Annotated in this window: 19 protein-coding genes; 7 read left to right on the top strand and 12 right to left on the bottom strand. The window is 70.1% G+C overall.

The window, feature by feature from the left end:
- Positions 1-5: 5 nt before the first annotated feature.
- Genes AC2DFQ_RS08885 through AC2DFQ_RS08875 form a run of 3 tightly spaced genes read right to left on the bottom strand, consistent with a single transcriptional unit; the run spans position 6 to position 2,220 of the window.
- Positions 6-668, bottom strand: coding sequence for a spermidine/putrescine ABC transporter substrate-binding protein (locus tag AC2DFQ_RS08885; protein ID WP_484510380.1), 663 nt, complete (start codon positions 666-668; stop codon positions 6-8).
- Positions 669-697: 29 nt separating this feature from the next.
- Entirely contained in the window at positions 698-1,189 is a 492-nt protein-coding gene (locus tag AC2DFQ_RS08880) for a hypothetical protein (RefSeq protein ID WP_484510379.1), read from the bottom strand.
- Positions 1,190-1,191: 2 nt separating this feature from the next.
- Positions 1,192-2,220: an ABC transporter gene (locus AC2DFQ_RS08875; protein WP_484533642.1), complete on the bottom strand. Its 1,029-nt coding sequence runs from the start codon at positions 2,218-2,220 to the stop codon at positions 1,192-1,194.
- A 125-nt stretch (positions 2,221-2,345) separates the two neighbouring features.
- Between AC2DFQ_RS08875 and AC2DFQ_RS08870 the strand changes: the two genes are divergently transcribed.
- Complete coding sequence (locus tag AC2DFQ_RS08870; RefSeq protein ID WP_484533641.1) at positions 2,346-2,969, top strand: hypothetical protein; 624 nt, start codon at positions 2,346-2,348, stop codon at positions 2,967-2,969.
- Position 2,970: 1 nt separating this feature from the next.
- Here AC2DFQ_RS08870 and AC2DFQ_RS08865 read toward each other — a convergent pair whose 3' ends face one another.
- The 5 genes from AC2DFQ_RS08865 to AC2DFQ_RS08845 all read right to left on the bottom strand — a co-directional run bounded on the left by AC2DFQ_RS08865 (position 2,971) and on the right by AC2DFQ_RS08845 (position 13,855).
- On the bottom strand, positions 2,971-3,573 hold the full coding sequence (locus AC2DFQ_RS08865) for a hypothetical protein (protein ID WP_484533640.1): 603 nt from the start codon (positions 3,571-3,573) through the stop codon (positions 2,971-2,973).
- A 181-nt stretch (positions 3,574-3,754) separates the two neighbouring features.
- Positions 3,755-7,630, bottom strand: a complete 3,876-nt coding sequence (rpoC, locus tag AC2DFQ_RS08860) for a DNA-directed RNA polymerase subunit beta' (RefSeq protein WP_484510375.1) — start codon at positions 7,628-7,630, stop codon at positions 3,755-3,757.
- 59 nt (positions 7,631-7,689) lie between these two features.
- On the bottom strand, positions 7,690-11,184 hold the full coding sequence (rpoB, locus tag AC2DFQ_RS08855) for a DNA-directed RNA polymerase subunit beta (RefSeq protein WP_484533639.1): 3,495 nt from the start codon (positions 11,182-11,184) through the stop codon (positions 7,690-7,692).
- Positions 11,185-11,513: 329 nt separating this feature from the next.
- Entirely contained in the window at positions 11,514-13,106 is a 1,593-nt protein-coding gene (locus AC2DFQ_RS08850; RefSeq protein ID WP_484533638.1) for a 5-oxoprolinase subunit B/C family protein, read from the bottom strand.
- Positions 13,100-13,855: a 5-oxoprolinase subunit PxpA gene (locus AC2DFQ_RS08845; protein ID WP_484533637.1), complete on the bottom strand. Its 756-nt coding sequence runs from the start codon at positions 13,853-13,855 to the stop codon at positions 13,100-13,102. Before AC2DFQ_RS08845 ends, AC2DFQ_RS08850 begins: the two co-directional genes overlap by 7 nt.
- A gap of 148 nt (positions 13,856-14,003) precedes the next feature.
- Here AC2DFQ_RS08845 and AC2DFQ_RS08840 point away from each other — a divergent pair, with 148 nt between their 5' ends.
- On the top strand, positions 14,004-15,674 hold the full coding sequence (locus AC2DFQ_RS08840) for an ABC transporter ATP-binding protein (RefSeq protein WP_484533636.1): 1,671 nt from the start codon (positions 14,004-14,006) through the stop codon (positions 15,672-15,674).
- A 145-nt stretch (positions 15,675-15,819) separates the two neighbouring features.
- On the opposite strand, the gene AC2DFQ_RS08835 is transcribed toward AC2DFQ_RS08840, so the two are convergent.
- The 3 genes from AC2DFQ_RS08835 to AC2DFQ_RS08825 all read right to left on the bottom strand — a co-directional run bounded on the left by AC2DFQ_RS08835 (position 15,820) and on the right by AC2DFQ_RS08825 (position 19,577).
- Positions 15,820-16,779: an ABC transporter permease gene (locus tag AC2DFQ_RS08835; RefSeq protein ID WP_484510370.1), complete on the bottom strand. Its 960-nt coding sequence runs from the start codon at positions 16,777-16,779 to the stop codon at positions 15,820-15,822.
- Positions 16,776-17,780: an ABC transporter permease gene (locus AC2DFQ_RS08830; protein ID WP_484510369.1), complete on the bottom strand. Its 1,005-nt coding sequence runs from the start codon at positions 17,778-17,780 to the stop codon at positions 16,776-16,778. Before AC2DFQ_RS08830 ends, AC2DFQ_RS08835 begins: the two co-directional genes overlap by 4 nt.
- 129 nt (positions 17,781-17,909) lie before the next feature.
- Positions 17,910-19,577, bottom strand: coding sequence for an ABC transporter substrate-binding protein (locus tag AC2DFQ_RS08825; RefSeq protein WP_484533635.1), 1,668 nt, complete (start codon positions 19,575-19,577; stop codon positions 17,910-17,912).
- Between the two features lie 182 nt (positions 19,578-19,759).
- Between AC2DFQ_RS08825 and AC2DFQ_RS08820 the strand changes: the two genes are divergently transcribed.
- From AC2DFQ_RS08820 to AC2DFQ_RS08810, 3 genes are all read left to right on the top strand, one after another.
- Complete coding sequence (locus AC2DFQ_RS08820; protein ID WP_484533634.1) at positions 19,760-20,626, top strand: spermidine synthase; 867 nt, start codon at positions 19,760-19,762, stop codon at positions 20,624-20,626.
- A gap of 97 nt (positions 20,627-20,723) precedes the next feature.
- Positions 20,724-21,251, top strand: a complete 528-nt coding sequence (locus AC2DFQ_RS08815; protein WP_484510366.1) for a hypothetical protein — start codon at positions 20,724-20,726, stop codon at positions 21,249-21,251.
- 31 nt (positions 21,252-21,282) lie between these two features.
- Positions 21,283-21,771, top strand: coding sequence for a SprT-like domain-containing protein (locus AC2DFQ_RS08810; RefSeq protein WP_484533633.1), 489 nt, complete (start codon positions 21,283-21,285; stop codon positions 21,769-21,771).
- A 21-nt stretch (positions 21,772-21,792) separates the two neighbouring features.
- Here the strand turns inward: AC2DFQ_RS08810 and AC2DFQ_RS08805 are convergent, their stop codons facing one another.
- A complete protein-coding gene (locus tag AC2DFQ_RS08805) occupies positions 21,793-22,437 on the bottom strand; it encodes a 2-phosphosulfolactate phosphatase (protein WP_484533632.1) in 645 nt (214 codons plus the stop codon).
- A 53-nt stretch (positions 22,438-22,490) separates the two neighbouring features.
- Here AC2DFQ_RS08805 and AC2DFQ_RS08800 point away from each other — a divergent pair, with 53 nt between their 5' ends.
- Positions 22,491-23,021 carry a hypothetical protein gene (locus tag AC2DFQ_RS08800; protein WP_484510363.1) on the top strand — a complete coding sequence of 177 codons (531 nt, stop codon included), beginning with the start codon at positions 22,491-22,493 and terminating at the stop codon, positions 23,019-23,021.
- A complete protein-coding gene (locus AC2DFQ_RS08795; protein WP_484533631.1) occupies positions 23,018-23,524 on the top strand; it encodes a GNAT family N-acetyltransferase in 507 nt (168 codons plus the stop codon). The genes AC2DFQ_RS08800 and AC2DFQ_RS08795 overlap by 4 nt, the downstream gene beginning before the upstream one ends.
- The last annotated feature ends 300 nt before the right edge of the window (positions 23,525-23,824 follow it).

Genomic DNA, 23,824 nt, shown 5'->3' with positions numbered 1-23,824 from the left:
CGGGGTCAGACGGTGGGCAGGCCGGGGTCGTTGGGGTCGAACGGCGAGTCCAGCGACCGCGTCAGCTCTTCCAGCATCGCCGCGATCTGCGGCTCGACGTACTCGGCGACAGCGCTCTGGATGCGGAGGCGATGGTGCAGCAGCACCGCGCACACCTCGCGCCCGATCATGTTCGCGTAGTCGTCGGCGAGCCCCACCTCCTGGCGGAGGGCCGCCTTGGCCTCATCGGTGAGGGGCGGCAGGTCGGGGATCGCCGCCTCTTCCTCCGCAGCCATGCCCGAGACGGTGAACAGGAACGGTGCGCCGGGCACCGGATCGGGATCCAGGGGCAGGCCCTCGAACTCCGGCTCCAGTCCCTCAGCGGGACGGTAACTGCGCGCGCGGTTGCGGGCGGACTGCTGGTCGAGCTCGGCCTGCAGCATCGGCAGGTTGCGCGCGGTGTACTCGGCCACCGAGGTGTCGATGATCGTCTTCACGCGCGTGGAGAGCCCGTGCTGCACGCCGTGGGGGACATCCGCGCCGAGCCCCGCCGCCGAGAGCACCGGCGATCCGAAGCAGCGGCGGCACGGGGCCACCCGGCCGCGGTGCGTCGCGGGCTCCCACCGCGGCAGCCACCGCAGCCAAGCGTCCACCGCCTGGCTGACCTGGGTCTCGATCGACCGCTCCACGGTTTCCTACGCTAGTCCCCGCGGGCGCGTCACGAGTCGTCCTCGTCGCGCTCCCACGGCCAGCGCGGACGGCGGGCGCGCGTGCGGACGAGCGCGATGCCCGCCCATCCGCCGATCAGGCCGGTGACGGCGATCACCACGCCGGGCCAGCCGATGGCGACGGCGCCGGCCGCGGCGAAGGCGAGCGCCGGGTCGCTGCCGCTGATCAGCGCTCCGACGGCGACGCCGACCACCTCACCGAGGTACGCGCACAGCGCCGTGATGACGGCGGTCCAGAACGACGGATGCTCCGCCCTCAGCCCCGACCACAGGGCCGCGGCGAACCCCGCGGTGGCCAGCAGCATCCCGATGACGCCGGGGATCTGTCCGAGCCCCCGCACGGCGATGACATCCGCGTCGAGGGCGAGGCTCGTCAGCCCCAGGCCCGCGATGGCGACGGCGACGAAACCCACGACGGCGAAGGCCAGGGCGACGGCGGGTGCGACCGGCCCGCCGCCCGAGCCCGCCGCGTCGCGGGTCATCGTCAGGCGCGGTGCAGCTGCGGACCGGCTTCGAGCGTGCGCTCGTACTCGCGCTGGGCTTCCTCGTTGAGCTCGGTCATCCGGCGTCCGCGGGCGGCGACCCACGCACCGAACCAGATCGTCAGCTCACGACCGAGCACGAAGGCGACGATCGCCAGGGGCGCGAGCACCGCGCCCTCCAGGAGCTCGGCGCCTTCGCGGGCGGTCAGCATCCAGAAGGGCTCCTGGAAGAGCGCGCCGAGGAGGTGACCGGCGTACGCGGCGAGCCCGACGAGGATGCCCCACACGACCCAGTGACCCCAACGTCCGCGGTTGATGACCGCGCCGAGGAGCCAGAACGCGAGGAAGAAGACGACCACGGGCACCCAGAACGCCCACGTGGTCACCGCCTGCGTCGTCGCTTCGACGACCCCGGAGAGCTCGAATTCGCGGTTGAGGAGTCCGAGACCCAGGGTCGCGGCGAGGTAGAGGACGGCGAAGACGAGGGTGGCCAGCAGGCCGATCGCCCCGGCTGCTCCGCGGTTCCCGCGGGGGCGCGGGGCCTCCGGCGCCTGGACGAAGATGGGCTGCGCACCGCCGTAGGCCGGGGCGCGCTCGCTCGGAGTGACCACGGGCGTCGCGGCCACCGTCGGGGTCTCGTCCCTCCGGGCGTCCTGGACACGGGTGTCGTCGGCGCGCGCCTGGTCGGCGCGGGCCTCCTCGGCACGGGCGTCGGCGCGCGCCTGGTCGGCGCGGGCCTCCTCGGCACGGGCGTCCGCCTCGGCAGAGGCGGCGTACATCGCCCAGCGCGCGTCATCGGGGTCTTCGGTGCGATCTTCGACGACCACGGTCTCCTCGATCACGACGGTCTCGGGCTCGTCTGCGGCCGGACGCTCGGCGGACACGGGTGTCGCAGCATCGGCGGGAACCTCCGCGCGTGCAGCCTCGGCTTCGGCCAGAGCCTCGCGCGCACGGCCGACCACGTCGGCGTCGCGGTCTGCGTCCGTCGGTTCGTCGACCGGGTCGCCGTACGACGACTTGGAATCACTCATCGCCCAGCACTCCTCACGCGGGGTATATCCCCGCGTTCGAAGGCTAACGTGCGCTTCCCGCCGCTCCTGGGAGGCGTGCCGCCGTGTGTCGATGTCCGTCGCCCCCGAAGGGCTATGGTGTGGCCATGATCGCCGGTGTTCGACGCTCCCCCGTCCGCGCAGCGCTGATCGCGACACTGGCAGTCGGGATGCTGGCAGTCGGGATGCTGGGTCTGGCGGCCTGCGCGCCCGAGGCGGGGTCGTCCACGGGCACGGCGGGTCCGACGCCGACCGCAAGCCCGACCTCCTCCGGTGCGACCGCCTCTCCCACCCCGTCGGCGTCGGCGACGGCATCCGCGGTCGTTCCCACCGACTGCCGCGCGATCCTCGCCGACCCGGTGCTCGCGCAACTCGGCGAGACTCCGCTGAACCCGGAGGGTTTCGGTCCGGTGGGAGTGCAGTCCGACGGCTCCCTCATCTGCCTCTGGCGCGATCCGCGGGCAGACACGACGTACCTCGCCACGGAGATCACCCGGATGAACCGGGGTCCCGCCCTGGACATGCTCAATGCCCTCGCCGACACGGAGGGCTTCGCCTGCTACACCCCCGACGCCGGCACGCGCTGCGAGAAGACGTGGGACAACCCGCACTACCCCGTCACCGATGGACGCACCCTGTTCTGGCGGGACGGCATCCTCATCGACACCGAGTTCTCCAACCTCGCCCCGTCGGGCTACACCGACAGCATCGTCGCGGCGATCTTCGACTGACTCACCCGCGCCCGAAGACGCGCGAAGCCACCTGCGCGCCGTAGTCCTCCGGCAGCCAGGCGGTCAGCATGCTGGAGAGCCACACGTCGCCGCGCAGATCGTGGATCTCGTGCACGGAGCCCTTCCTGCGCTCGCAGTGCACGGCGGATTCCTCGCTCGTGCAGACGAAGCCCTCGGCCGAGAGTGCCGCGTGGGCCACCTGCGCCGCATCCGCAGCGACCGTCGCCACCGTCGTGGAGGCCGACCGGCCGTCGTCCGCGCGCCACGAGCAGGTGAGACGCACGGCCGGGGCGAGGGCCGTGGCCAGCGTGGACTCCGTCGCCGGCGCCGCCGCGTTCTGCGACAGCAGCGCCTCCGGCGTCCACGTCAGCTCGGCCCAGAGTCGGTCGGGGTACAGGCTCCGGCAGTCGGAGTCCGCCGTGGGAGGTGTCGCGGCGGAATCCTCCTCCACAGCAGCCGGGGGCGAGCTCGCACTCCGCAGGGTGTTCCCCACGAAGTCGATGACCACGGGCACCCCGGGGGCGGCGATCCACACGAGCGCGCCCACGACGGCGGCGCAGATCACGCCGACCGGCCACGCGATCCACAGGCTACGTCCGCTCACCCGAGCCATGTCATCCCCTCCCCACCCACGGTAGCCGCGCTCGCGCGGATTCCCCCCGCTGCCACGCCTGCCTCACCCGGCAGACGCCCGGGAACGACGAAGGCCCCCGACCCTGCGAGATGCGCAGGGACGGGGGCCTTCGGGCGGACGGGATGCGGCGGTCAGCCGCATCCCGACCCGATCAGTTGTACGTGCCGGGCGTGAAGTCGTCCGTCGAGAAGCTGTCGAAATCGACGTAGCTCAGGTCGGCGTCGCTGTAGGCGCCGTCCGAGGCGAAGATGCGGTTGGGGTACCGCTCGCTCTTGGCCTCTTCCGTCGCCTCGACCGTGACGTTGCGGTACTTCGCAAGTCCGGTTCCGGCGGGGATGAGCTTTCCGATGATGACGTTCTCCTTGAGGCCGACGAGCGGGTCGCTCTTGCCCTCCATGGCCGCCTGCGTCAGGACGCGGGTGGTCTCCTGGAACGATGCCGCCGACAGCCACGACTCCGTCGCGAGCGACGCCTTCGTGATACCCATCAGCTCCGGTCGACCCGACGCCGGGCGCTTGCCCGCCGCCACCGTCTCGCGGTTGATGTTCTGGTACTTCTTGAAGTCGACCAGCTCACCCGGAAGCAGCGTCGTGTCAGCGTGGTCGACCACGGTGACCTTCCGCAGCATCTGGCGCACGATGACCTCGATGTGCTTGTCGTGGATCGGCACACCCTGGGAGCGGTACACGCCCTGAACGCCGTTGACGAGGTAGCGCTGCACCTCGCGGGCGCCCATGACTCGCATGACCTCCTTGGGGTCGAGCGTTCCGACCAGGAGCGGCTCGCCGACGGTGACGTGCTGGCCGTCCTCGACCAGAAGCGTCGCGCGCTTCAGGACGGGGTAGACCACGGGCTCGTCGCCGTTGTCGGGCGTGAGGATGACCTTCTTGGCCTTCTCGGTCTCGTCGATCGTGATGCGGCCATCGGCCTCAGCGATCGGCGAGGCACCCTTCGGGGTGCGCGCCTCGAACAGCTCCTGCACACGGGGAAGACCCTGCGTGATGTCTTCCGCCGACGCCGACCCACCGGTGTGGAAGGTACGCATCGTCAGCTGGGTGCCGGGCTCGCCGATCGACTGGGCGGCGATGATGCCGACCGCTTCGCCGATGTCGACCATCTTGCCGGTGGCCAGCGAACGGCCGTAGCACTTCGCGCACACACCGACCGCCGAGTCGCACGTCAGGACCGAACGGACCTTGATGTTCTCGACACCGGCATCGACGAGCTTGTTGATGAGCACGTCACCCACGTCGTCGCCGGCCTCGGCCAGGACCGTGCCCTGCGCGTCGACCACGTCGGCGGCGAGGGTACGGGCGAACACCGAGTTCTCGACGTTCGCGTCCTTGACGAGGCTGCCGTCGACGCCCGCTGCGGCGATCGGGAGCTCGAGGCCCTTCGACGTGCCGCAGTCCTCCTCGCGGATGATGACATCCTGCGAGACGTCCACGAGACGACGCGTGAGGTACCCCGAGTCGGCCGTACGGAGGGCCGTGTCGGCCAGACCCTTACGGGCACCGTGCGTCGCGATGAAGTACTCCGCCACCGACAGCCCCTCGCGGTACGAGGAGATGATCGGACGGGGGATGATCTCACCCTTGGGGTTGTTCACCAGGCCTCGCATACCGGCGATGTTCCGGATCTGCAGCCAGTTACCACGAGCGCCCGACGACACCATGCGGTTGATGGTGTTGTCCTCCGGGAAGTTGTCGCGCATCGCCTTCTGGACCTCGTCGGTCGCTTCGGTCCAGATCTTGATGAGCTCCTGGCGCCGCTCCGAGTCGGTCGTCAGACCCTTCTCGTACTGCGCCTGGACCTTCGCGGCCTGCTTCTCGTAGCCCGCGACGATTTCCTTCTTGTTCGGCGGGGTCAGAACGTCGCTCAGCGCCACGGTCACACCCGAACGCGTCGCCCAGTAGAAGCCGGCGTCCTTGATGCGGTCCAGCGTCGCGGCGACCTCCACCTTCGGGTACTCCTCGGCCAGCTTGTTGACGATCTGCGACAGCTTGCCCTTGTCTGCCTGCTCGCGTACGAACGGGTAGCCCTTGGGGAGGGTGTCGTTGAAGATCGCCTGACCGAGCGAGGCGTCCACGATGCCGTGACGCTCGTAGCCCTCGGGCGCCTGGCCCTCGAGGAACGAAAGACCCGGGATGCGGATGCGGACCTTGGCCTGCAGGTCGAGGGTGCCCTCGTCCTTGGCCAGGATCGCCTCACCGACGGAGCCGAACACGCGGCCCTCACCGGCTGCGCCCTCCTTGAGGGTCGTCAGGTGGTGCAGACCGATGATCATGTCCTGCGAGGGCAGGGTCACCGGACGGCCGTCCGACGGCTTCAGGATGTTGTTGGAGGCCAGCATGAGGATGCGGGCCTCGGCCTGCGCCTCGACCGACAGCGGCAGGTGCACAGCCATCTGGTCACCGTCGAAGTCCGCGTTGAACGCGGCACATACGAGCGGGTGCAGCTGGATGGCCTTGCCCTCCACGAGCTGAGGCTCGAAGGCCTGGATGCCGAGGCGGTGCAGCGTGGGCGCACGGTTCAGCAGAACCGGACGCTCGCGGATGATCTCCTCGAGCACGTCCCAGACCTCGGGACGGGTGCGCTCGACGGCACGCTTGGCGGCCTTGATGTTCTGCGAGTGACCGAGGTCGATGAGGCGCTTGATCACGAACGGCTTGAACAGCTCCAGAGCCATCTGCTTGGGCAGACCGCACTGGTGCAGCTTCAGCTGGGGACCCACGACGATGACCGAACGGCCCGAGTAGTCCACGCGCTTGCCGAGCAGGTTCTGGCGGAACCGGCCCTGCTTGCCCTTGAGCATGTCGGACAGCGACTTCAGCGCACGGTTACCGGTACCGGTGACGGGGCGACCACGGCGGCCGTTGTCGAACAGTGCGTCGACGGCCTCCTGCAGCATCCGCTTCTCGTTGTTGACGATGATCTCGGGGGCACCGAGGTCGATCAGGCGACGGAGACGGTTGTTGCGGTTGATCACGCGACGGTACAGGTCGTTGAGGTCGCTGGTCGCGAAGCGGCCACCGTCCAGCTGCACCATCGGGCGCAGCTCCGGCGGGATGACCGGAACGACGTCGAGCACCATCGCAGCCGGGCTCATGCCCGTCTGCAGGAACGAGTTGACGACCTTCAGTCGCTTGATCGCGCGGATCTTGCGCTGGCCCTTGCCCTCGGAGATCTGCAGGTGCAGGTTCTCCGACTCGGCGGCCAGGTCGAAGGCCTCCAGGCGGCGCTTGATCGACTCCGCGCCCATGTGGGCCTCGAAGTACTGACCGAACCGGTCCTGCAGCTCGTGGAAGACGTCGTCCTCGGGCTTGAGCGTGCCGACCTCGAGCGAGCGGAAGTCTTCCCACACGCGCTCGAGCTTGGCGATCTGCTCGTCGGCGGCCTTGCGGGCCTGCGACATGTCCTTCTCGGCGGCGTCCTTGACCTTCTTCTTCTGGTCGGCCTTGGCACCCTCCGCCTCCAGGGCGGCGAGCTCCTCCTCCAGCTTGGCCATGCGAGCGGCGATGCGGGCATCGCGACGGTCGCCGAGGGTCTTCAGCTCGAGACGGATGTTGTTCTCCTGCGTGGGGAGGTCGCGGTGACGCGCCTCCTCGTCGACGGAGATGACCATGTAGGCGGCGAAGTAGATGACCTTCTCGAGGTCCTTCGGCGCCATGTCCAGGAGGTACCCCAGGCGCGACGGGACGCCCTTGAAGTACCAGATGTGGGTGACGGGAGCGGCCAGCTCGATGTGGCCCATCCGCTCGCGGCGGACGGAGGACTTGGTGACCTCCACGCCGCAGCGCTCGCAGACGATGCCCTTGAAGCGGACGCGCTTGTACTTGCCGCACGCGCACTCCCAGTCCCGTGAGGGACCGAAGATCTGCTCCCCGAAGAGGCCGTCCTTCTCGGGCTTGAGCGTGCGGTAATTGATGGTTTCGGGCTTCTTGACCTCGCCGAACGACCAACGACGGATGTCGTCAGCGGTGGCCAGACCGATTCGAAGCTGATCGAAAGTGTTTGATTCGAGCACTACTTCTCCTGTGTCGGAAATTTTGGGACGCGGTCCCTGAGCTTGTCGAAGGGGCCGGGTCAGATCTCGTCGATGGACGAGGACTCGAAGCGGCTGGAGATGTTGATGCCGAGTTCTTCGGCAGCACGGAAGGCGTCATCATCGGTGTCGCGGAGGTTGACCGCGGTGCCGTCGGCCGAGAGGACCTCGACGTTCAGGCAGAGCGACTGCATCTCCTTCATCAGCACCTTGAAGGACTCAGGGATGCCGGGCTCCTGGATGTTCTCGCCCTTGACGATCGCCTCGTACACCTTGACGCGGCCGAGGATGTCGTCGGACTTGATCGTGAGGAGCTCCTGGAGCGCGTATGCGGCGCCGTAGGCCTCGAGTGCCCACACCTCCATCTCACCGAAGCGCTGGCCACCGAACTGCGCCTTACCACCGAGCGGCTGCTGGGTGATCATCGAGTACGGACCGGTCGAGCGGGCGTGGATCTTGTCGTCGACGAGGTGGTGCAGCTTCAAGATGTACATGTAGCCGACCGAGACGGGAGCCGGGAACGGATCGCCGGAGCGACCGTCGAACAGCAGCGTCTTGCCCGAGGAGCCGATGAGCCGGTCGCCGTCGCGCGTGGGGAACGTCGAGTCCAGCAGACCCGCGATCTCCTCCTCGCTCGCACCGTCGAACACCGGGGTGGCGACCTTCGTGCCGGGGGCGGCCTCGAAGGCCTGCTCCGGCAGACGGACGGCCCACTCCGGGGTGCCCTCGACCTTCCAGCCCTGCTGGGCGATCCACCCGAGGTGAAGCTCCAGCACCTGACCGAAGTTCATGCGACCGGGGATTCCGAGCGGGTTGAGCACCACGTCGACGGGCGTGCCGTCGGCGAGGAAGGGCATGTCCTCGACGGGGAGGATCTTCGCGATGACACCCTTGTTGCCGTGGCGTCCGGCGAGCTTGTCGCCTTCGGTGATCTTGCGCTTCTGGGCGATGTAGACCACGACGCGGCGGTTGACGCCGGAGCCGAGCTCGTCATCGCCGTCCTCGGCGTTGAACTCCTTGACCGCGATGATCGTGCCCTGCTCACCGTGGGGAACCTTCAGCGACGTGTCGCGAACCTCGCGGCTCTTCTCGTTGAAGATCGCACGGAGCAGGCGCTCCTCGGCGCTGAGCTCGGTCTCACCCTTGGGCGTGACCTTGCCGACGAGGATGTCACCGGGGCGGACTTCGGCGCCGATGCGGACGATGCCGCGCTCGTCGAGGTCCTTCAGCAGGTCGGGGCTGACGTTGGGGAGATCACGGGTGATCTCCTCCTTGCCCAGCTTGGTGTCGCGAGCATCCACCTCGTACTCCTCGATGTGAATCGAGGAGAGGGTGTCGTTCTTGACCAGCTCCTGGCTGAGGATGATCGCGTCCTCGAAGTTGTGGCCTTCCCACGTCATGAACGCCACGAGCAGGTTCTTGCCGAGCGCGAGCTCGCCGTTCTCCGTCGCGGGTCCGTCGGCGATGACCTCGCCGACCTCGATGCGCTCGCCGGCGGATACGACGACCCGCTGGTTGTAGGACGTGCCCTGGTTGGAGCGGTCGAACTTGCGCAGGAAGTAGTCCTGCGTGCCGCCCTCATCCAGCTGCACGGTCACGACGTCGGCCGAGACCTCCAGGACGACACCGGCCTTCTCGGCGGTGATCACGTCACCGGCGTCGACCGCGGCGTAGCCCTCCATACCGGTACCCACCAGCGGCGAGTCGCTGCGAACCAGCGGCACGGCCTGACGCTGCATGTTCGCACCCATGAGGGCGCGGTTGGCATCGTCGTGCTCGAGGAACGGGATGAGCGAGGTCGCCACCGACACCATCTGGCGCGGGGAGACGTCCATGTAGCCGATCTCGCCGGCGGGGATGAGGTCGACCTCGCCGCCGATCTTGCGGGCGAGGACCCGATCCTCCTGGAAGTGACCGTCGGCCTTCAGCGGCGCGTTGGCCTGGGCGACGATGAAGTCGGCCTCTTCGCTGGCGGTCAGGTAGTCGATCTGGTCGGTGACCCGGCCGTTCACGACGCGGCGGTACGGCGTCTCGATGAAGCCGAACGCGTTGATGCGGGCGAACGATGCGAGCGAGCCGATCAGGCCGATGTTCGGGCCTTCCGGCGTCTCGATCGGGCACATGCGGCCGTAGTGCGAGGGGTGCACGTCACGGACCTCGACGCCGGCGCGCTCACGCGACAGACCGCCGGGGCCGAGCGCGGACAGGCGGCGCTTGTGGGTCAGGCCCGCGAGCGGGTTGTTCTGATCCATGAACTGCGACAGCTGCGAGGTGCCGAAGAACTCCTTGATCGCGGCGACGACGGGGCGCACGTTGATCAGGGTCTGCGGCGTGATCGCCTCGATGTCCTGCGTGGTCATCCGCTCGCGGACGACACGCTCCATGCGCGACAGGCCCGTGCGGACCTGGTTCTGGATCAGCTCGCCCACCGCGCGGATGCGGCGGTTGCCGAAGTTGTCGATGTCGTCGATGTCCAGGCGGATCTCGGCGGTCTTCCCGCCGCGCGTGCCGGAGAAGGTGTCGTCGCCGCGGTGCAGGCGGACGAGGTACTTGATCGTCGCGACGATGTCGTCGACGGTCAGGACCGAGTCGCTCAGCGGCAGGTCGAGGCCCAGCTTCTGGTTGATCTTGTACCGACCGACCTTCGCCAGGTCGTAGCGCTTGGAGTTGAAGTAGAAGTTGTCCAGCAGCGCGCGGGCAGCCTCGGCGGCGACCTGCTCGCCCGGACGGAGCTTGCGGTAGATGTCGCGGAGCGCGTCCTCCTTGGTGAGGATCGTGTCCTTGGACAGCGTGTCTTCGATCGAGTCGAAGCCGGCGAACTCGGCGAGGATGTCTTCGCTGGTGAGGCCCAGGGCCTTCAGGAAAACGGTGACCGACTGCTTGCGCTTGCGGTCGATGCGGACGCCGACCTGATCGCGCTTGTCGATCTCGAACTCCAGCCACGCACCGCGGCTGGGGATGATGCGGGCCGACACGATGTCCTTGTCGGACGTCTTGTCGGGGGTCCTGTCGAAGTACACGCCCGGCGAACGGACCAGCTGCGACACGACGACACGCTCGGTGCCGTTGATGATGAACGTTCCCTTGCCCGTCTGCAGGGGGAAGTCGCCCATGAAGACCGTCTGGGTCTTGATCTCACCGGTCTGGTGGTTCATGAACTCGGCCTCGACGTACAGCGGGGCGGCGTAGGTCTTGCCGCGCTCCTTGCACTCCTCGATCGAGTACTTCTCCGGCTCGAGGTACGGGTTCGTGAACGAGAGCTGCATCGTCTCGCTGAGGTCTTCGATCGGCGAGATCTCCTCGAAGATCTCCTCCAGTCCGCTGATCTCCGGGACGTCGGTGCGACCGGCGGCCAGAGCCTCGGCGACACGCGTCTTCCACGCTTCGTTGCCGACGAGCCAATCGAATGACTCGGTCTGCAACGCGAGAAGGTCGGGGACCGTCAGCGTGTCGGAGATTTTTGCGAACGAAAGCCGGGATGCTCCGCGGCCGTTCTTAGGGGTGGTGGGGGTGGATGCGTTGCGCGCAGCAGCCAAGGGAATAACCTCCGCAGAGCCCGGGCAGGACTCGTGATTTCCTTGTCGTCAGGGTGGAGTGCTCCCGGCCCCGAAACCTGACACGACGCACACCGCGAGAGCGGGGACGTGCAGGAACAGCCGACCACCATATGAGGGCAGGGGAAAGGGGAGCGCAAAAGACGACTATACGTCGGATGACGCGCCGTGTCCAGCCGGATTCTTGACGGGTTCCCCGACGTGCGGTATAACCGCGGCCCGTGGCCCGGGAAAACAGGGGATCCCGCTCCCGCCGACCCCGTCTCACCGGGGCCCGACCTGGTCTGCGCCGGGTCTGGATCTGCGCGGGGTCAGGGCAGGGGGCGGGCGTGGCGGAAGCGCACGCGGGTTCCCGGCCGTGCCTGGGCGAGCGCGTCGAGGGCGGCATCGGTCGCCACCGCGATCACGGGGTATCCACCGGTGACCGGGCCGTCGGCCAGGAGGATCGTGGGGCGACCGGACGGCGGCACCTGCAGCGCGCCCGGCACCATTCCTTCGCTGGGCACCTCACCGTCCTGCACCCGCTCGAGCTCGGGCCCGTCCAGCCGCATCCCGACGCGGTCGGCGGCGTCGGAGACGGTCCAGACCGCCTCGAACAGGGCGCGGTGCGCGGATGCGGCGAACCAGTCGGCGCGTGGCCCCGGGGCCAGCTCGACCTCGATCTCGGCGTCGGCGGGCGCGCCCCACGGCACGAGGTCGGCGACCGGCACGGCGGCGGCAGGGTCGGCGCCCACGGCCACCACGTCGCCGGCGCGGAGCGGTGCCGGGCCGAGGCCGGCGAGCACGTCGGTGGCGCGGGATCCGGCGACCGGCGGTACGTCGATGCCGCCGCGAACGGCGAGGTAGCCGCGCGTCCCCTGGGCGAACCAGCCGACCGACAGCTCGGCACCGGCGGGCCACCGGATCGCGGTATGCGGATCGATCGCGTGCCCGTCGAGCGTCATCGGGCCGACGGCGCCGGCCACCGCGACCCACAGGGGTCGGTGGGCGACGGCGCGGAATCCGCCCAGGGTGATCTCCACCCCGGCGGCGCCCTCGTCATTGCCGACGAGCCGGTTCGCACGTCGCAGCGCCTCGCGGTCCAGCGCACCCGATCGCGCGATCCCGAGGGCGGCGTTCCCCGCCCGGCCGAGGTCCTGCACCGTAGCGAGCAACCCCGGCTCCACGACCCCGATCCCCGCCTCCCCGGCGCTCCCCGCCTCCCCCGCCTCCCCGGCCTGCGAGAAACGACGTTCCGGGCGAGAAACCACGCGCCGCGCCGTTTCTCGTCCCGCATGTCGTTTCTCGACGAAGCGCACGCGGGCGCCGGGCGGGAGGAGCGCGGGCGGAGCGGCGTGCGGGTCGAACAGCGGCGCATCCGTCGCGCCGATCAGCCGCCATCCGCCGGGCGTCTCGCGCGGGTACGCGCCGGAGAAGGCGCCCGCGATCCCCACTGAGCCGGCCGGCACGCGCGTGCGCGGCGACGCGAGCCTGGGCACGTCGTAGGGCCAGTCGTCGCTCACCAGGTACGCGAATCCGGGGGCGAATCCGGTGAAGGCGACGCTCCACTCGGCGGCGCGGTGCCGCGCGACGAGTTCGGAGGCACTCATCCCGAGCAGGCCGGCCGTGTCGGCGAGGTCGGGCCCGTCGTAGCGGATCGGCACCTCCACGAGCGGTCCCGACGGTGCCGCGCCCGCGGCAGCGTCCTCCTCGGCGGCGGCGCGGATCCACGCCCGCACGCCCGAGGGCGCGACGACCCCCGGGTCGAACGCCACGAGCACGGTGCGGGCAGCGGGAACGATGTCGCTGATCCCCTCGGGCCGGGATGCGGCGAGCGCGGCCGACAGCGCCAGGACGTCGGCGAGCGACGCCGTCCCGGCGAGGACTGCCCGCTCCCCCATGGGCCGCAGCTCCACGTTCACCATGGTGGGCGCACGACGATCGCCTCAGCCTCCAGGGCCGCCCGCACCGCACGCGCCATCGCCACGGCAGCCGGGGTGTCGCCGTGCAGACACAGGGATGCGGCGTCCGCGGCCACCGGCGGTCCGTCGACGGTGTCGACCAGGCCGTCGACGGCCAGACGGACGGCCCGCTCGGCCACGACGGCGGCCTCGTGCAGCAGATCACCCGGCTCACCGCGGCGCACGAGCCCGCCCGTCGCGGTGTAGCCGCGGTCCAGGAACGCCTCGCGGACGAAGGGGAGGCCGGCCGCCCGTGCGGCGCGCTCGATCTCTCCGCCGAGGCCCAGCACGGGCAGGGCGCGGCCGAGCGCCGCCGAGACGTCGGCCACGGCCGCCACCACCGCATCCGCCTGCTCCGCCTCGACCGTGACCGCGTGGTACAGCGCGCCGTGCGGCTTGACGTAGCGCACGTGCGCCCCGGCGGCCACCAGTGCCCGCAGCTGTTCGGCGACCTCGGCGCGCAGCTGCGTGGGCGCGGGGTCGCGGTGGATCCGGCCGAAGTTGTCCGGATCGCGATAGGAGGGGTGCGCACCCACCGCCACATCGAACCGCGCGGCGCGCTCCACGGCCGCGCGCATGGATGCCGCATCCCCGGCGTGGCCGCCGCACGCGACGCTCGCACTGGAGACGACGGCGAACATCGCCTCGTCGTCGGCGGTCGGCACGCCCCGGACCGTCTCGCCGAGGTCGGCGTTGAGGTCGATCACGCGCATGCGAACACGCTACCGGCGCCGGCGCGCGGTGCCGGGACCGCGACAGTGCTGGCTCCGCCCCTCCCGGGGCCGAGGCGGCGCGGTTACGGGTGCGTGACGATGCGCCCCAGCGCGTGCGTCGCCGCGGCGCGCGGGGCAGGATGGACGGATGACCTCCGCCGCCGCAGCGCCCCTGCTGTCCGTCCGCGACCTGGCCGTCGACTTCTCGACGATCGACGGTCCCGTCCGCGCCGTCGATGGCGTCGACTTCGACATCGCCCCGGGAGAGACCGTCGCCATCGTCGGCGAGTCCGGCTCGGGGAAGTCCACCACGGCGATGGCAATCATCGGGCTGCTCGCCTCCGGCGGGTCGGTCGCCCGCGGCAGCATCCTGATCGAGGGCGAGGATCTCACGCAGTTCAGTGAGGCGCGGATGCGGGAGGTGCGCGGCCGCCAGATCGGCCTGGTGCCGCAGGACCCGATGTCGAACCTCAATCCGGTCGCCAAGATCGGCACGCAGGTGGCCGAGACGCTCCTCGCCCACGGCCTGGCCACGCGGTCGGACGTGCAGGGGAAGGTCGTCCAGACCCTCGAGGCGGCGGGACTCCCGGATGCGGCGGCCCGCGCCAAGCAGTACCCGCACGAATTCTCCGGCGGGATGCGCCAGCGCGCGCTCATCGCGATCGGCATGGCCTGCAGCCCGCGTCTGCTCATCGCCGACGAGCCCACCAGCGCCCTCGACGTGACGGTGCAGCGCACCATCCTCGACCAGATCGACCGGATGACCACCGAGCTCGGCACCTCGGTGCTGCTCATCACCCACGACCTCGGGCTCGCCGCCGAGCGCGCCGCCCGCGTCATCGTGATGCACCGCGGGCGTGTGGTCGAGCAGGGCCCGGCGCGGCAGATCCTCGAGGCGCCGCAGCATCCGTACACGAAGTCCCTCGTGGCGGCCGCCCCGTCGGTCGCGGCCGTGCGCCTGCGGCCCGAGGAGTTCCGCGCGGCGCGCCTGGCTATCGTCCCCGATCCGGCCGAGGCGGTGACGGCCACGGTCGACAACATCGTCGAGATCGAGCACCTCACGAAGGTGTACCCGACCCGCGGGCGCGGCGACGACTTCCGCGCCGTCGACGACGTGTCGCTGGCGATCCCGCGCGGCCAGACGGTCGCGATCGTCGGGGAGTCGGGATCGGGCAAGACCACGACCGCGCGGATGCTGCTGAAGGTCGTCGAGCCCACGAGCGGGGCCATCCGGTTCGAGGGTCAGGATGTCACCGCCCTCAGGGGCGCGCCGCTGCGGGACTTCCGGCAGAAGGTGCAGCCGATCTTCCAGGACCCCTACTCGAGCCTGAACCCCATGTTCACGATCGAGCGGATCATCGAGGAGCCGCTGTCGTTCTACAAGCGCGGCTCGGCCAAGGAGCGCTCGGAGCGCGTGCGGAAGCTCATGGACGACGTGGCGCTGCCGCAGTCGATGCTGCGCCGCTACCCCTCGGAGCTGTCGGGCGGCCAGCGCCAGCGGGTCGCGATCGCCCGTGCACTCGCCCTCTCCCCCGAACTCATCGTGTGCGACGAGCCGGTCTCGGCCCTCGACGTGCTCGTGCAGGACCAGATCCTCACGCTCCTCGGCGACCTGCAGCGCGAGTACGGCTTGAGCTACCTCTTCATCTCCCACGACCTCGCCGTGGTGCGTCTCATCAGCGACTACGTGTGCGTCATGAAGGACGGCCGGCTCGTGGAGGCGGCATCCAGTGAAGAGATCTTCACGAACGCGCGCGACCCGTACACGCGGCGCCTGCTCGCCTCGATCCCCGGCAACGAGCTCGACATCGCCGGCTGACCCGCCCCTGCCCGGCTTCGCGCACACGGCCGGGGCCGCGAGAGTTCAGCCTGCCGACGAGACCGCGTCAGAATGTCGATGTCTCGTCGGCAGCGTGCAGTCTCGCGGGTCCGGCGGGTCCTCCAGGACGGGGCGGGGCGGGCGGTCAGCGGGCGCGGGTGCGGGGGTCCATGGACTCGCGCAGCGACTCGCCGAGGAGCGTGAAGCCGAGCGCGGTGACCGCGATGCAGATGCCGGGGAGGAAGGCCAGCCACGGCGCGATCGCCAGTTCCGACTGCGCGTAGGTGAGCATGCGGCCCCACTCGGCCGTCTGCGGGAGCCCTCCGCCGAGGCCGAGGAACGATAGGGCCGCCGCGTCGATGACGGCGGTGGCCAGCGTCAGCGTCCCCTGCACGATGACCGGCCCCACGCTGTTGGGCAGGACGTGGCTCATCGTGACCGAGCGGCGGCTGAGGCCCAGCGTCTGCGCGGAGAGCACGTAGTCCGCGCCGCGCTGCTGCAGGAGCGAGGCGCGGAGGAGCCGCGCGAAGACCGGCACCTGGGATGCTCCGATCGCGATCATGATCGCCAGCTGGCTCTGCCCGAGGATCGCCGCGATCGACACCGCCAGCAGCAGGTTCGGCACCGAGAGGAGGATGTCGACGAAGCGCATCACGACGTTGTCGACCCACCCGCCGAACATGCCGGCCAGAAGGCCGAGCAGCATGCCGCCGACGAGGCCGAAACTGGTGGACACGATGCCGATCATCAGCGAGGCCTGCGCGCCCCAGATCAGCTTCGACAGCACGTCACCGCCGAAACGGTCGAGGCCGAGAGGGAACTCGGCCATCTCACCCGGGCCCGGAATATCGGTCGGGGTGATGAAGCGCTGCCCCGGCAGCGACTCGGCCGGGTACGGCGTGAGGAGCGGGGCCAGGAGCGCCACCAGGATGAACAGCGCCACGATCACCGCGCCGATCCACGCGGTGGGGTTGCGCCGCAGACGCCGGAAGACGTCGCGCCAGAACCCGCCGCGGGTCTGGGCGCTGAGGAGCGCTGCATCGACGATCGCGTTGTCGTCGACGGGGCCGCCGCTGGGGGCGGGGGGCAGGATGCTGGAGCTCACTGCACTCTCACTCTCGGGTCGATGACGCTGTAGGACACGTCCACGAGCAGGTTGATGAGGGCGTACAGGATCGCGATGAAGATGATGAAGCCCTGGAGCACCGGGAAGTCACGCGTGAAGATGGCCCTCGCGAGGAACTGCCCGATGCCGGGGAAGGCGAACACCGTCTCGGTGAGCACCGCCCCGGAGATCAGCAGACCCGCCTGCAGCCCCACGGTGGTGACCACGGGGAGCATGGCGTTGCGCAGGATGAATCGGTTGCGCAGCGTCCCCTGCCCGATGCCCTTGGCCCGACCGGTGCGGACGTAGTCGGCGTTCTGCACGTCCAGCACCGACGCGCGCGTGATGCGCACGATGATCGCGAGCGGGATGGTGCCGAGAGCGACCGCCGGGAGGATGAGGTGCAGGAACGCGTCCCATGTCGCGTCGAGTTCGCCCGTGATGAGGCCGTCGAGCAGGTACAGGTTCGTGTAGTGGGTCGCGTCTATCCGCGGGTTCTGCCTCCCGTCGGACGGGAGCCATCCCAGCTGCACCGCGAAGATGTACTTGAGGATGAATGCGAGGAAGAACACCGGGATCGTGATGCCGACGAGGCTCAGCACGACCGCGATGTGATCCCACGCCTTGCCGTGCTTGCGTGCGGCCCAGTATCCGAGGGGGATACCGACCCCGACGGCGATGATCAGCGCCGCGATCGAGAGCTCGAGGGTGGCCGGGAAGCGCCGCAGGAACTCCTCCAGCACGGGGCGTCCGGTCTGGATCGAGGCCCCGAAGTCGCCCGTGATCAGGCGCCCGAGCCACGTGAAGTACTGCACGTAAAGCGGCTCGTTGAAGCCGTACAGCTCGTTGATGCGCTCGACGGCCTCAGGGGTGGCGCGTTCGCCCAGCAGCGCGACGGCCGGTCCGCCCGGGAGCGCGCGCACCCAGAAGAACAGCAGCACGGACAGGCCGAACAGCGTGGGGATGAGCAGGAGCAGACGCCTGCCGATGGTGCGTAGCACGAAGACTCCGGGATAAAGGGGAGCCCGACCCGCGTGAATCGGCTGCTTCGCGCCGGGCTAGGCAGCCGATTCACACAGGTGGGGCAGACGAGGATGCTGCGACCCGGGCCGGGTCGCAGCATCCGTTCGTCACTCCGACAGTTCGATCAGGTTGTAGACCTCGTCCTGCACGGGGCTCGCCGGGTACGAGGTGACTCGCTCGGCGAACGCCAGGGTCGGGACGGGGCTTGCCAGCGGGATTCCGGGCAGGAACTGCGCGATCTCCTCGTTGATGTCCTGGTAGGCGGGGTCCTGCTCGTCCTCGGTGGCGAGGCCGCGCGCGGTGGTCAGCGCCGAGAACAGCTCGGCGTTGTCGAAGCCCCACTCGTTCGAGGGAGCACCGAAGAACGTCCCCACGAAGTTGTCGGGGTCGTTGTAGTCACCGGTCCACCCGAGGAGGTGGATGCCGTGCTCGCTGCCGCCCTGGATGAGGTCGAGGTACTCGGCCCATTCGTTCGAGACGGGGTTGAGCACCACGCCCACGGCCTCCAGCTGCGACTGCAGGTTCGTGAAGATCTGCTCCGGGTTCGGCATGTACGGGCGCGAGATGTTGACCGGGTAGTTGAAGGTCAACGTCAGCGGGTTCGCCTCGGTGAAACCGGCTTCCTCCAGCAGCGACTGAGCCGCCTCGACGTCGTACTCGTACGCCGTGACGTCCTCGTTGAAGCCGATCACGCTTTCCGGCATGAACTGGTCGGCGATCACGGTGCCCTCGGGCAGCACCTGGCTGACCAGCTGCTCCTTGTCGATGGCGTGGGCGAGGGCCTGGCGCACGCGGATGTCGGCGAGCGCGGGGTCGGCCTGGTTCATGGCGAGGTACAGGATGTTGAACGGCTCGCGGTTGACGAGCGTATAACCCGCGTCCTCGAGTGCGCCGAGGTCGGCGGGGGCGACGAGGTCGTAGCCGTCGATCGAGCCGGATTCGAGAGCCTGGCGGCGGGCGGTGGTGTCACCGATCACGCGGAAGATGACTTCCTGCACCTGGCCCTGCTCGCCCCAGTAGTCCTCGTACGCGGTGACGGTCGCCTCGGCGCCCGGCTCCCACGAGTCGAACATGAAGGGTCCGGTGCCGGTGGGGTGCTCGGTGGCGTATTCGCTCAGCGTCGGGGCCTCGGAGGTGCCGCCCACGTCGTCGGCGTTGTACTCCTCGAGCGCGGCCGGGCTCTGCATGGCGAACGCGGGGAGCGACAGCGCCGGGATGAAGCCGGCGAAGGGCTCGTTGAGGGTCACGGTGACCTCGGTGTCACTGACGGGCTCGCAGCTCTCGTAGATCGAGCTGCCGGTGTCGGCGTAGCCGCGCATGATCTTGCCCCAGTAGTACGACAGGCTCTCGCTCTGCGCGATACCGGTGAAGTTGTTCTGCCGGTCGAAGTTGAAGCAGACCGCATCCGCGTTGAACTCGGTGCCGTCGTGGAAGGTCACGCCCTCTTTGAGCTGGAAGGTGTACGACAGTCCGTCTTCGGACTGCTCCCAGCTCTCGGCGAGGAGCGGCGCCGGGTCAGCCGTTCCCGCCTCGACGCCGACGAGACCCTCGAAGATCTGCCGCGAGATGCGGAAGGACTCGCCGTCGCTGGCGAAGGCCGGGTCGAGGCTGGACGGGTCTCCGGATGCGCCGAAGACGAACGTCGAGTCGACATCGCCCGATTCGGTCTCTTCTGCTCCGCCGCCGCGCTGGCTGGAGCAACCGGAGAGGACGATCGCGCCGATCGCGACCGCGGCGGCGCCGCTGAGCAGGCGCCGTCTCATCGTGTGTGCCATGTGCTGTGCACCTTCCATGTGGGGGTCAGGACAGGGCCGGCGGTTCCAGATCGACGCGCCGCATCCCGTTCAACCGATGTACCGACCGTACCCGCAAGCGATCGAGGGCCGGTTGCTCGTGTGTATCGATCGTGTTTCGACCGGCCGGGCACCTGCTGGTCGTGCGCGGCTAGCGTGGGGGCATGGCCCGCGCCCGCGTCGAACCCGCCGAGATCGCCTCCACGCGTCTGTCCGATGGGACCATCGCTCGGATCGTGCCCTCGCCGTACGCGTCGGGGTATGAGCTGGAGGTGGACGGCACACCGCAGTCTCACGTCGACCCGGATGACGCCACTCACCTGCACTTCGAATACGTCGCGCGCATGGCCGCGGTGATCGACCGCCTGCGCCTGCCCGGGCAGCCGCTGACCGCGGTGCACCTCGGCGCGGGCGCGTTCACCCTGCCCCGGTACGTCGAGGCGACCCGCCCGGGCTCGCGCCAGCAGGTCATCGAACTGGAGCAGCCGCTCGTCGACCTCGTGCGCGCGACCCTGCCGCTGCCGCGCGGCTCCTCGATCCGGGTGCGCATCGGCGACGCGCGGGCGGGGCTGGCACGCCTGCCCGCCGGGATCGTGGGCACGGTCGACCTTCTCGTCAGCGACGTGTTCGCCGGCGCGCAGACCCCAGCGCACCTGACGACGGCGGAGTTCTACCGCGACGCGACGCGGATCCTCGCCCCCGACGGCGTGCTACTGGTCAACGTCGCCGACGGCGCCGGCCTCGCCTTCGCGCGCCGGCAGGTCGCCACCGTCCTCTCGGTGCTCCCCCACGTCGCGGTGCTCGCCGAGGTGCAGGTGCTCAAGGGCCGGAGATTCGGCAACCTCGTGATCGCGGCATCCCCGGCTCCTCTCCCGGTGGAGTGGCTGCCGCGGCTCATGGCGGCGGGGCCGCATCCGGCCAAGGTGGCCTCCGGCGCCGAACTCGTCGAGTTCACCCGGGGGGCCTCTCCGGCGACGGATGCGGATGCCACACCCTCTCCCAAACCGAACTCGTCCCTGTTCGACCGGTGATCGGCGGCGTGCCTTCCGGGAGACTCGGGCCCGCCTGACGCAGACTGGGGAAAGCAGTCGGAAGGCCAGGCGACCGGCACGGCGAAGGGAGACGACGATGAGCTACATCCGCGGATACGACCCGGAGACGCTGCGCGAGATCGTCGATCTCCCCGAGTGTCAGGCACGCCTCGACGAGATCGGCCCCCAGCGGAGTCTGCCCGCCCTCCTCGAGCGCGTGTGGCTGCTGAAGGTGCTGGGCCGGTTGGATGAGGCGCTGTCGATCTCCGACCAGTCGGTGCGCGTGGCCCGGATGGCCGGAACCCGCAAAGACCTCCTGCGGGCGCGCGTCCTGCACGCGACGGTCCTGCAGGCGCGCGACGCACTACCGGCGGCGGCGCAGGAGCTGACCACCTGCGCCCTCGAGGCGGACGGCGCCGGGTGGTCGGGTATCGCCGCGTTCGCGTATCAGCACCGCGGCAAGGTGTCCTACGACGCCGGGGACTACGACGACGCGCGCACCGACTTCAAGCGCGCCCTGTTCCTTCGTCAGGACGCCGGCGCCGCCGACGAACAGCTCGAGTCGACCCTGATGGCGATCGATGCCGCCGACCGGCGCCGCGCTCGCACGTCGGTCGCCAGCTGACTGTCGGTCGCTGCCTCTACGCTCGTTGTCCATGTCGGAGCTGCAGCGGGTGCGCACGTGGGCGGAGGCGTTGATCTCCCTCCACCTGGATGCGACGTGGTCGTTCGGATTCGACAACGCCAAGCGCCGGGCGGGCCTGTGCGACTACGCCAGCCGCCGCATCAGCGTGTCCCGGTACCTCACCGCCCGCTACGACGACGACACGAACCACCAGACGCTGCTGCATGAGGTCGCCCACGCGCTCGCCGGCCCCGCGGCGGGTCACGGACCGCAGTGGAAGCGCATCGCGCGCGACCTCGGCTACGTCGGCGGGACCACCCACGCCGGCGAGACGGCCAACGAGCTCGCGCCATGGGTCGGGGTGTGCCCGGCCGGACATGTCGCGTACCGCCACCGGCGCGCGTCCCGGCCGACCTCGTGCGCGAAGTGCGCACCCCGGTTCGACCCGAGACACGTCTTCACCTGGACGCGCCGCGACATCACCCCCGCGACGCGTCTCGCCGCGCAGACCCCGCGCTGACCCGGCTGGCCGGGCCGCGCGTCACTCCGGGACGAACTGCCCGTCACGGAGCACCGGCACGACGGGTACCGCATCCACCACCGCCGCCGACAGCACCTCGTCGCGGCGGCCCAGGGCTGCGAGCTCCTGCCCCGACCCGCTCGCGGTCAGAAGGTGCCGCGTGGCGCCGCGGAGCGCGCGGAACGCCTCGCCGGCGACGGCGGCATCGGGTGAGCACGCGTCGATGCCCAGGTCGCCGAGCGCGGCGATGACGGCGCCGGCGCCGAGCTGGTCTTCGACAGCGAAGCGCAGCTCCGCCGCATCCGGTGGCACCCGCTCCCCCGCCGCGATGACCGCGACGCTCGTGCGCACCCCGCGCTCGCCCTGGCGCCCGAGCACCCAGCGGGCGACCGCCGCAGCGTTGCGCAGGCATCCCAGCACGACCGTGCCCTGGCCGGCGGAGGCGGCGGTGGCGAGGGCGGCACCGCCGAGCGAGACGGCATCCGCGGCGTCATCCAGGGGGTACGCCGCGCCGGAGGCGAGGGCGTCGGTGACGCTCGAGGAGAACCGCAGCACGTCGACGACCACGACGATGTCGGCGGGAGCCAGGCGTGCGAGCCCGCCCACCCCCCAGTCCAGGCGCACCTGGTAGACGGACTGGTCGAACGCACGGGTGTTGTCGGGCACCCGACGAGCCTAGGACCCCGCGACGCGGCACCCGCGATGGGAGAGGATGAGGCATGCGCATCATGCTCAAGCTGGTGATCGACTGCGACGCCGACGCGGCTTGGCGTGCGCTGCACTCCCCGCGCGCGGTGGCCGAGCTGTACGGCCCGCTCCTGGCGATGGAGCCGCTCGCGGCCGCCCCGACCTCATGGGAGGTGGGCACGGAGCTCCCCGTGCAGCTCTCGGTCGCCGGAGCATTGCCGATGGGCCGCCAGCTCATCTCCGTCAGTGAGCGCGAGGCCACCGACGCGCACGGACGGGTGCGCATCTTCCGCGACAGTGGCATCCCGCTGACCGGTCCGCTGGCGCGCTTGGATGTGTGGGACCACCAGATGGCCGTGTCACCGGCGCCGGGAGACCCCACCCGCACGCTTTGGCGAGACCGGCTGGTCATCGGCGGTCCGGCCGCGCCGCTCCTGTGGCCCGTGCTGTGGTCGGCGTGGCAGTGGCGCGGCGCCCGCATCCGCGCCCTCGCGCCGTCGTGGGCGCACGACCCGGAACCCTCAGACGGCGGCGAGAACCCGGAGCCGGAGCCGGGCGGGTGAGCGAGATCGTCGTACGCCCGGCGAGGCTCGGCGACGAGGCCGGCATCGCCCGCGTGCACGTCCAGGGCTGGCGCGAGGCCTACACCGGCCGCATCCCGACCTCGCTCCTGGACCGGATGGACCTGGCCCGCTACACCGAGCGCTGGGGGCAGACCCTCGCCGGACAGCGACCCCCGGGCGAGCCCACAGGGCGGTCGTGGGTCGCCGTCCGCGACGACGAGATCATCGGCTTCGCCTCATCCGGTCCCTGCCGCGACCCCGACCGCACCTTCGACGACCTCGAGCTGTACGCCATCTACGTGCTCGCCGCCCACTATGGGTCGGGCGCGGCAGCCGCCCTCCTCGACGCCGCGCTCGGCGATCGTCCGGCGACCCTGTGGGTGCTGGAGGACAACCCCCGCGCGCAGGCTTTCTACGTCAAGCACGGTTTCGACTTCGACGGCGCGCTGCGCGACGACGCCCGCTGGGGCGAGGTGCTGCACGAGGTCCGGATGGCCCGCTGACGCGAGAAACGACGATCCGGTCGAGACGGCACGCGACGCGCTGTGTCTGGACCGGATCGTCGTTTCTCGCGGGGGGCTACTCCGCCAGGGCGGCGAACGCGGCGGCGCAGCGAACGGAACATCGTCACCGAGGTTACGCGGGGCGGGGAGGACGCAGCATCCGCCTGCAGATGTATCCGCGGCGCCGACGGTGGGGCGCCGTCGCTGTTCAAAACTCAGGAGATCCGCGGATCCGGGCGCCGTGTCACCGGTAACGGCACCGGGATCTCCTGAGTTCTGCGCACACCCGGCGGGGATATA

The organism is Microbacterium sp. Z11_20, assembly GCF_057197605.1.
The sequence above is the reverse complement of the archived record's forward strand: the minus strand, read 5'-3'. Positions and strand labels throughout refer to the sequence as shown.

Bases quoted from the DNA above. Each gene is read 5' to 3' on its own strand.
- AC2DFQ_RS08870 (WP_484533641.1), top strand. From the start codon at position 2,346: ATGATCGCCGGTGTTCGACGCTCCCCCGTCCGCGCAGCGCTGATCGCG.
- AC2DFQ_RS08840 (WP_484533636.1), top strand. From the start codon at position 14,004: ATGACCTCCGCCGCCGCAGCGCCCCTGCTGTCCGTCCGCGACCTGGCC.
- AC2DFQ_RS08815 (WP_484510366.1), top strand. From the start codon at position 20,724: ATGAGCTACATCCGCGGATACGACCCGGAGACGCTGCGCGAGATCGTC.
- AC2DFQ_RS08880 (WP_484510379.1), bottom strand. From the start codon at position 1,189: ATGACCCGCGACGCGGCGGGCTCGGGCGGCGGGCCGGTCGCACCCGCC.
- AC2DFQ_RS08845 (WP_484533637.1), bottom strand. From the start codon at position 13,855: ATGCGCGTGATCGACCTCAACGCCGACCTCGGCGAGACGGTCCGGGGC.
- AC2DFQ_RS08850 (WP_484533638.1), bottom strand. From the start codon at position 13,106: ATGGTGAACGTGGAGCTGCGGCCCATGGGGGAGCGGGCAGTCCTCGCC.
- AC2DFQ_RS08810 (WP_484533633.1), top strand. From the start codon at position 21,283: ATGTCGGAGCTGCAGCGGGTGCGCACGTGGGCGGAGGCGTTGATCTCC.
- AC2DFQ_RS08825 (WP_484533635.1), bottom strand. From the start codon at position 19,577: ATGGCACACACGATGAGACGGCGCCTGCTCAGCGGCGCCGCCGCGGTC.
- AC2DFQ_RS08820 (WP_484533634.1), top strand. From the start codon at position 19,760: ATGGCCCGCGCCCGCGTCGAACCCGCCGAGATCGCCTCCACGCGTCTG.
- AC2DFQ_RS08875 (WP_484533642.1), bottom strand. From the start codon at position 2,220: ATGAGTGATTCCAAGTCGTCGTACGGCGACCCGGTCGACGAACCGACG.
- AC2DFQ_RS08800 (WP_484510363.1), top strand. From the start codon at position 22,491: ATGCGCATCATGCTCAAGCTGGTGATCGACTGCGACGCCGACGCGGCT.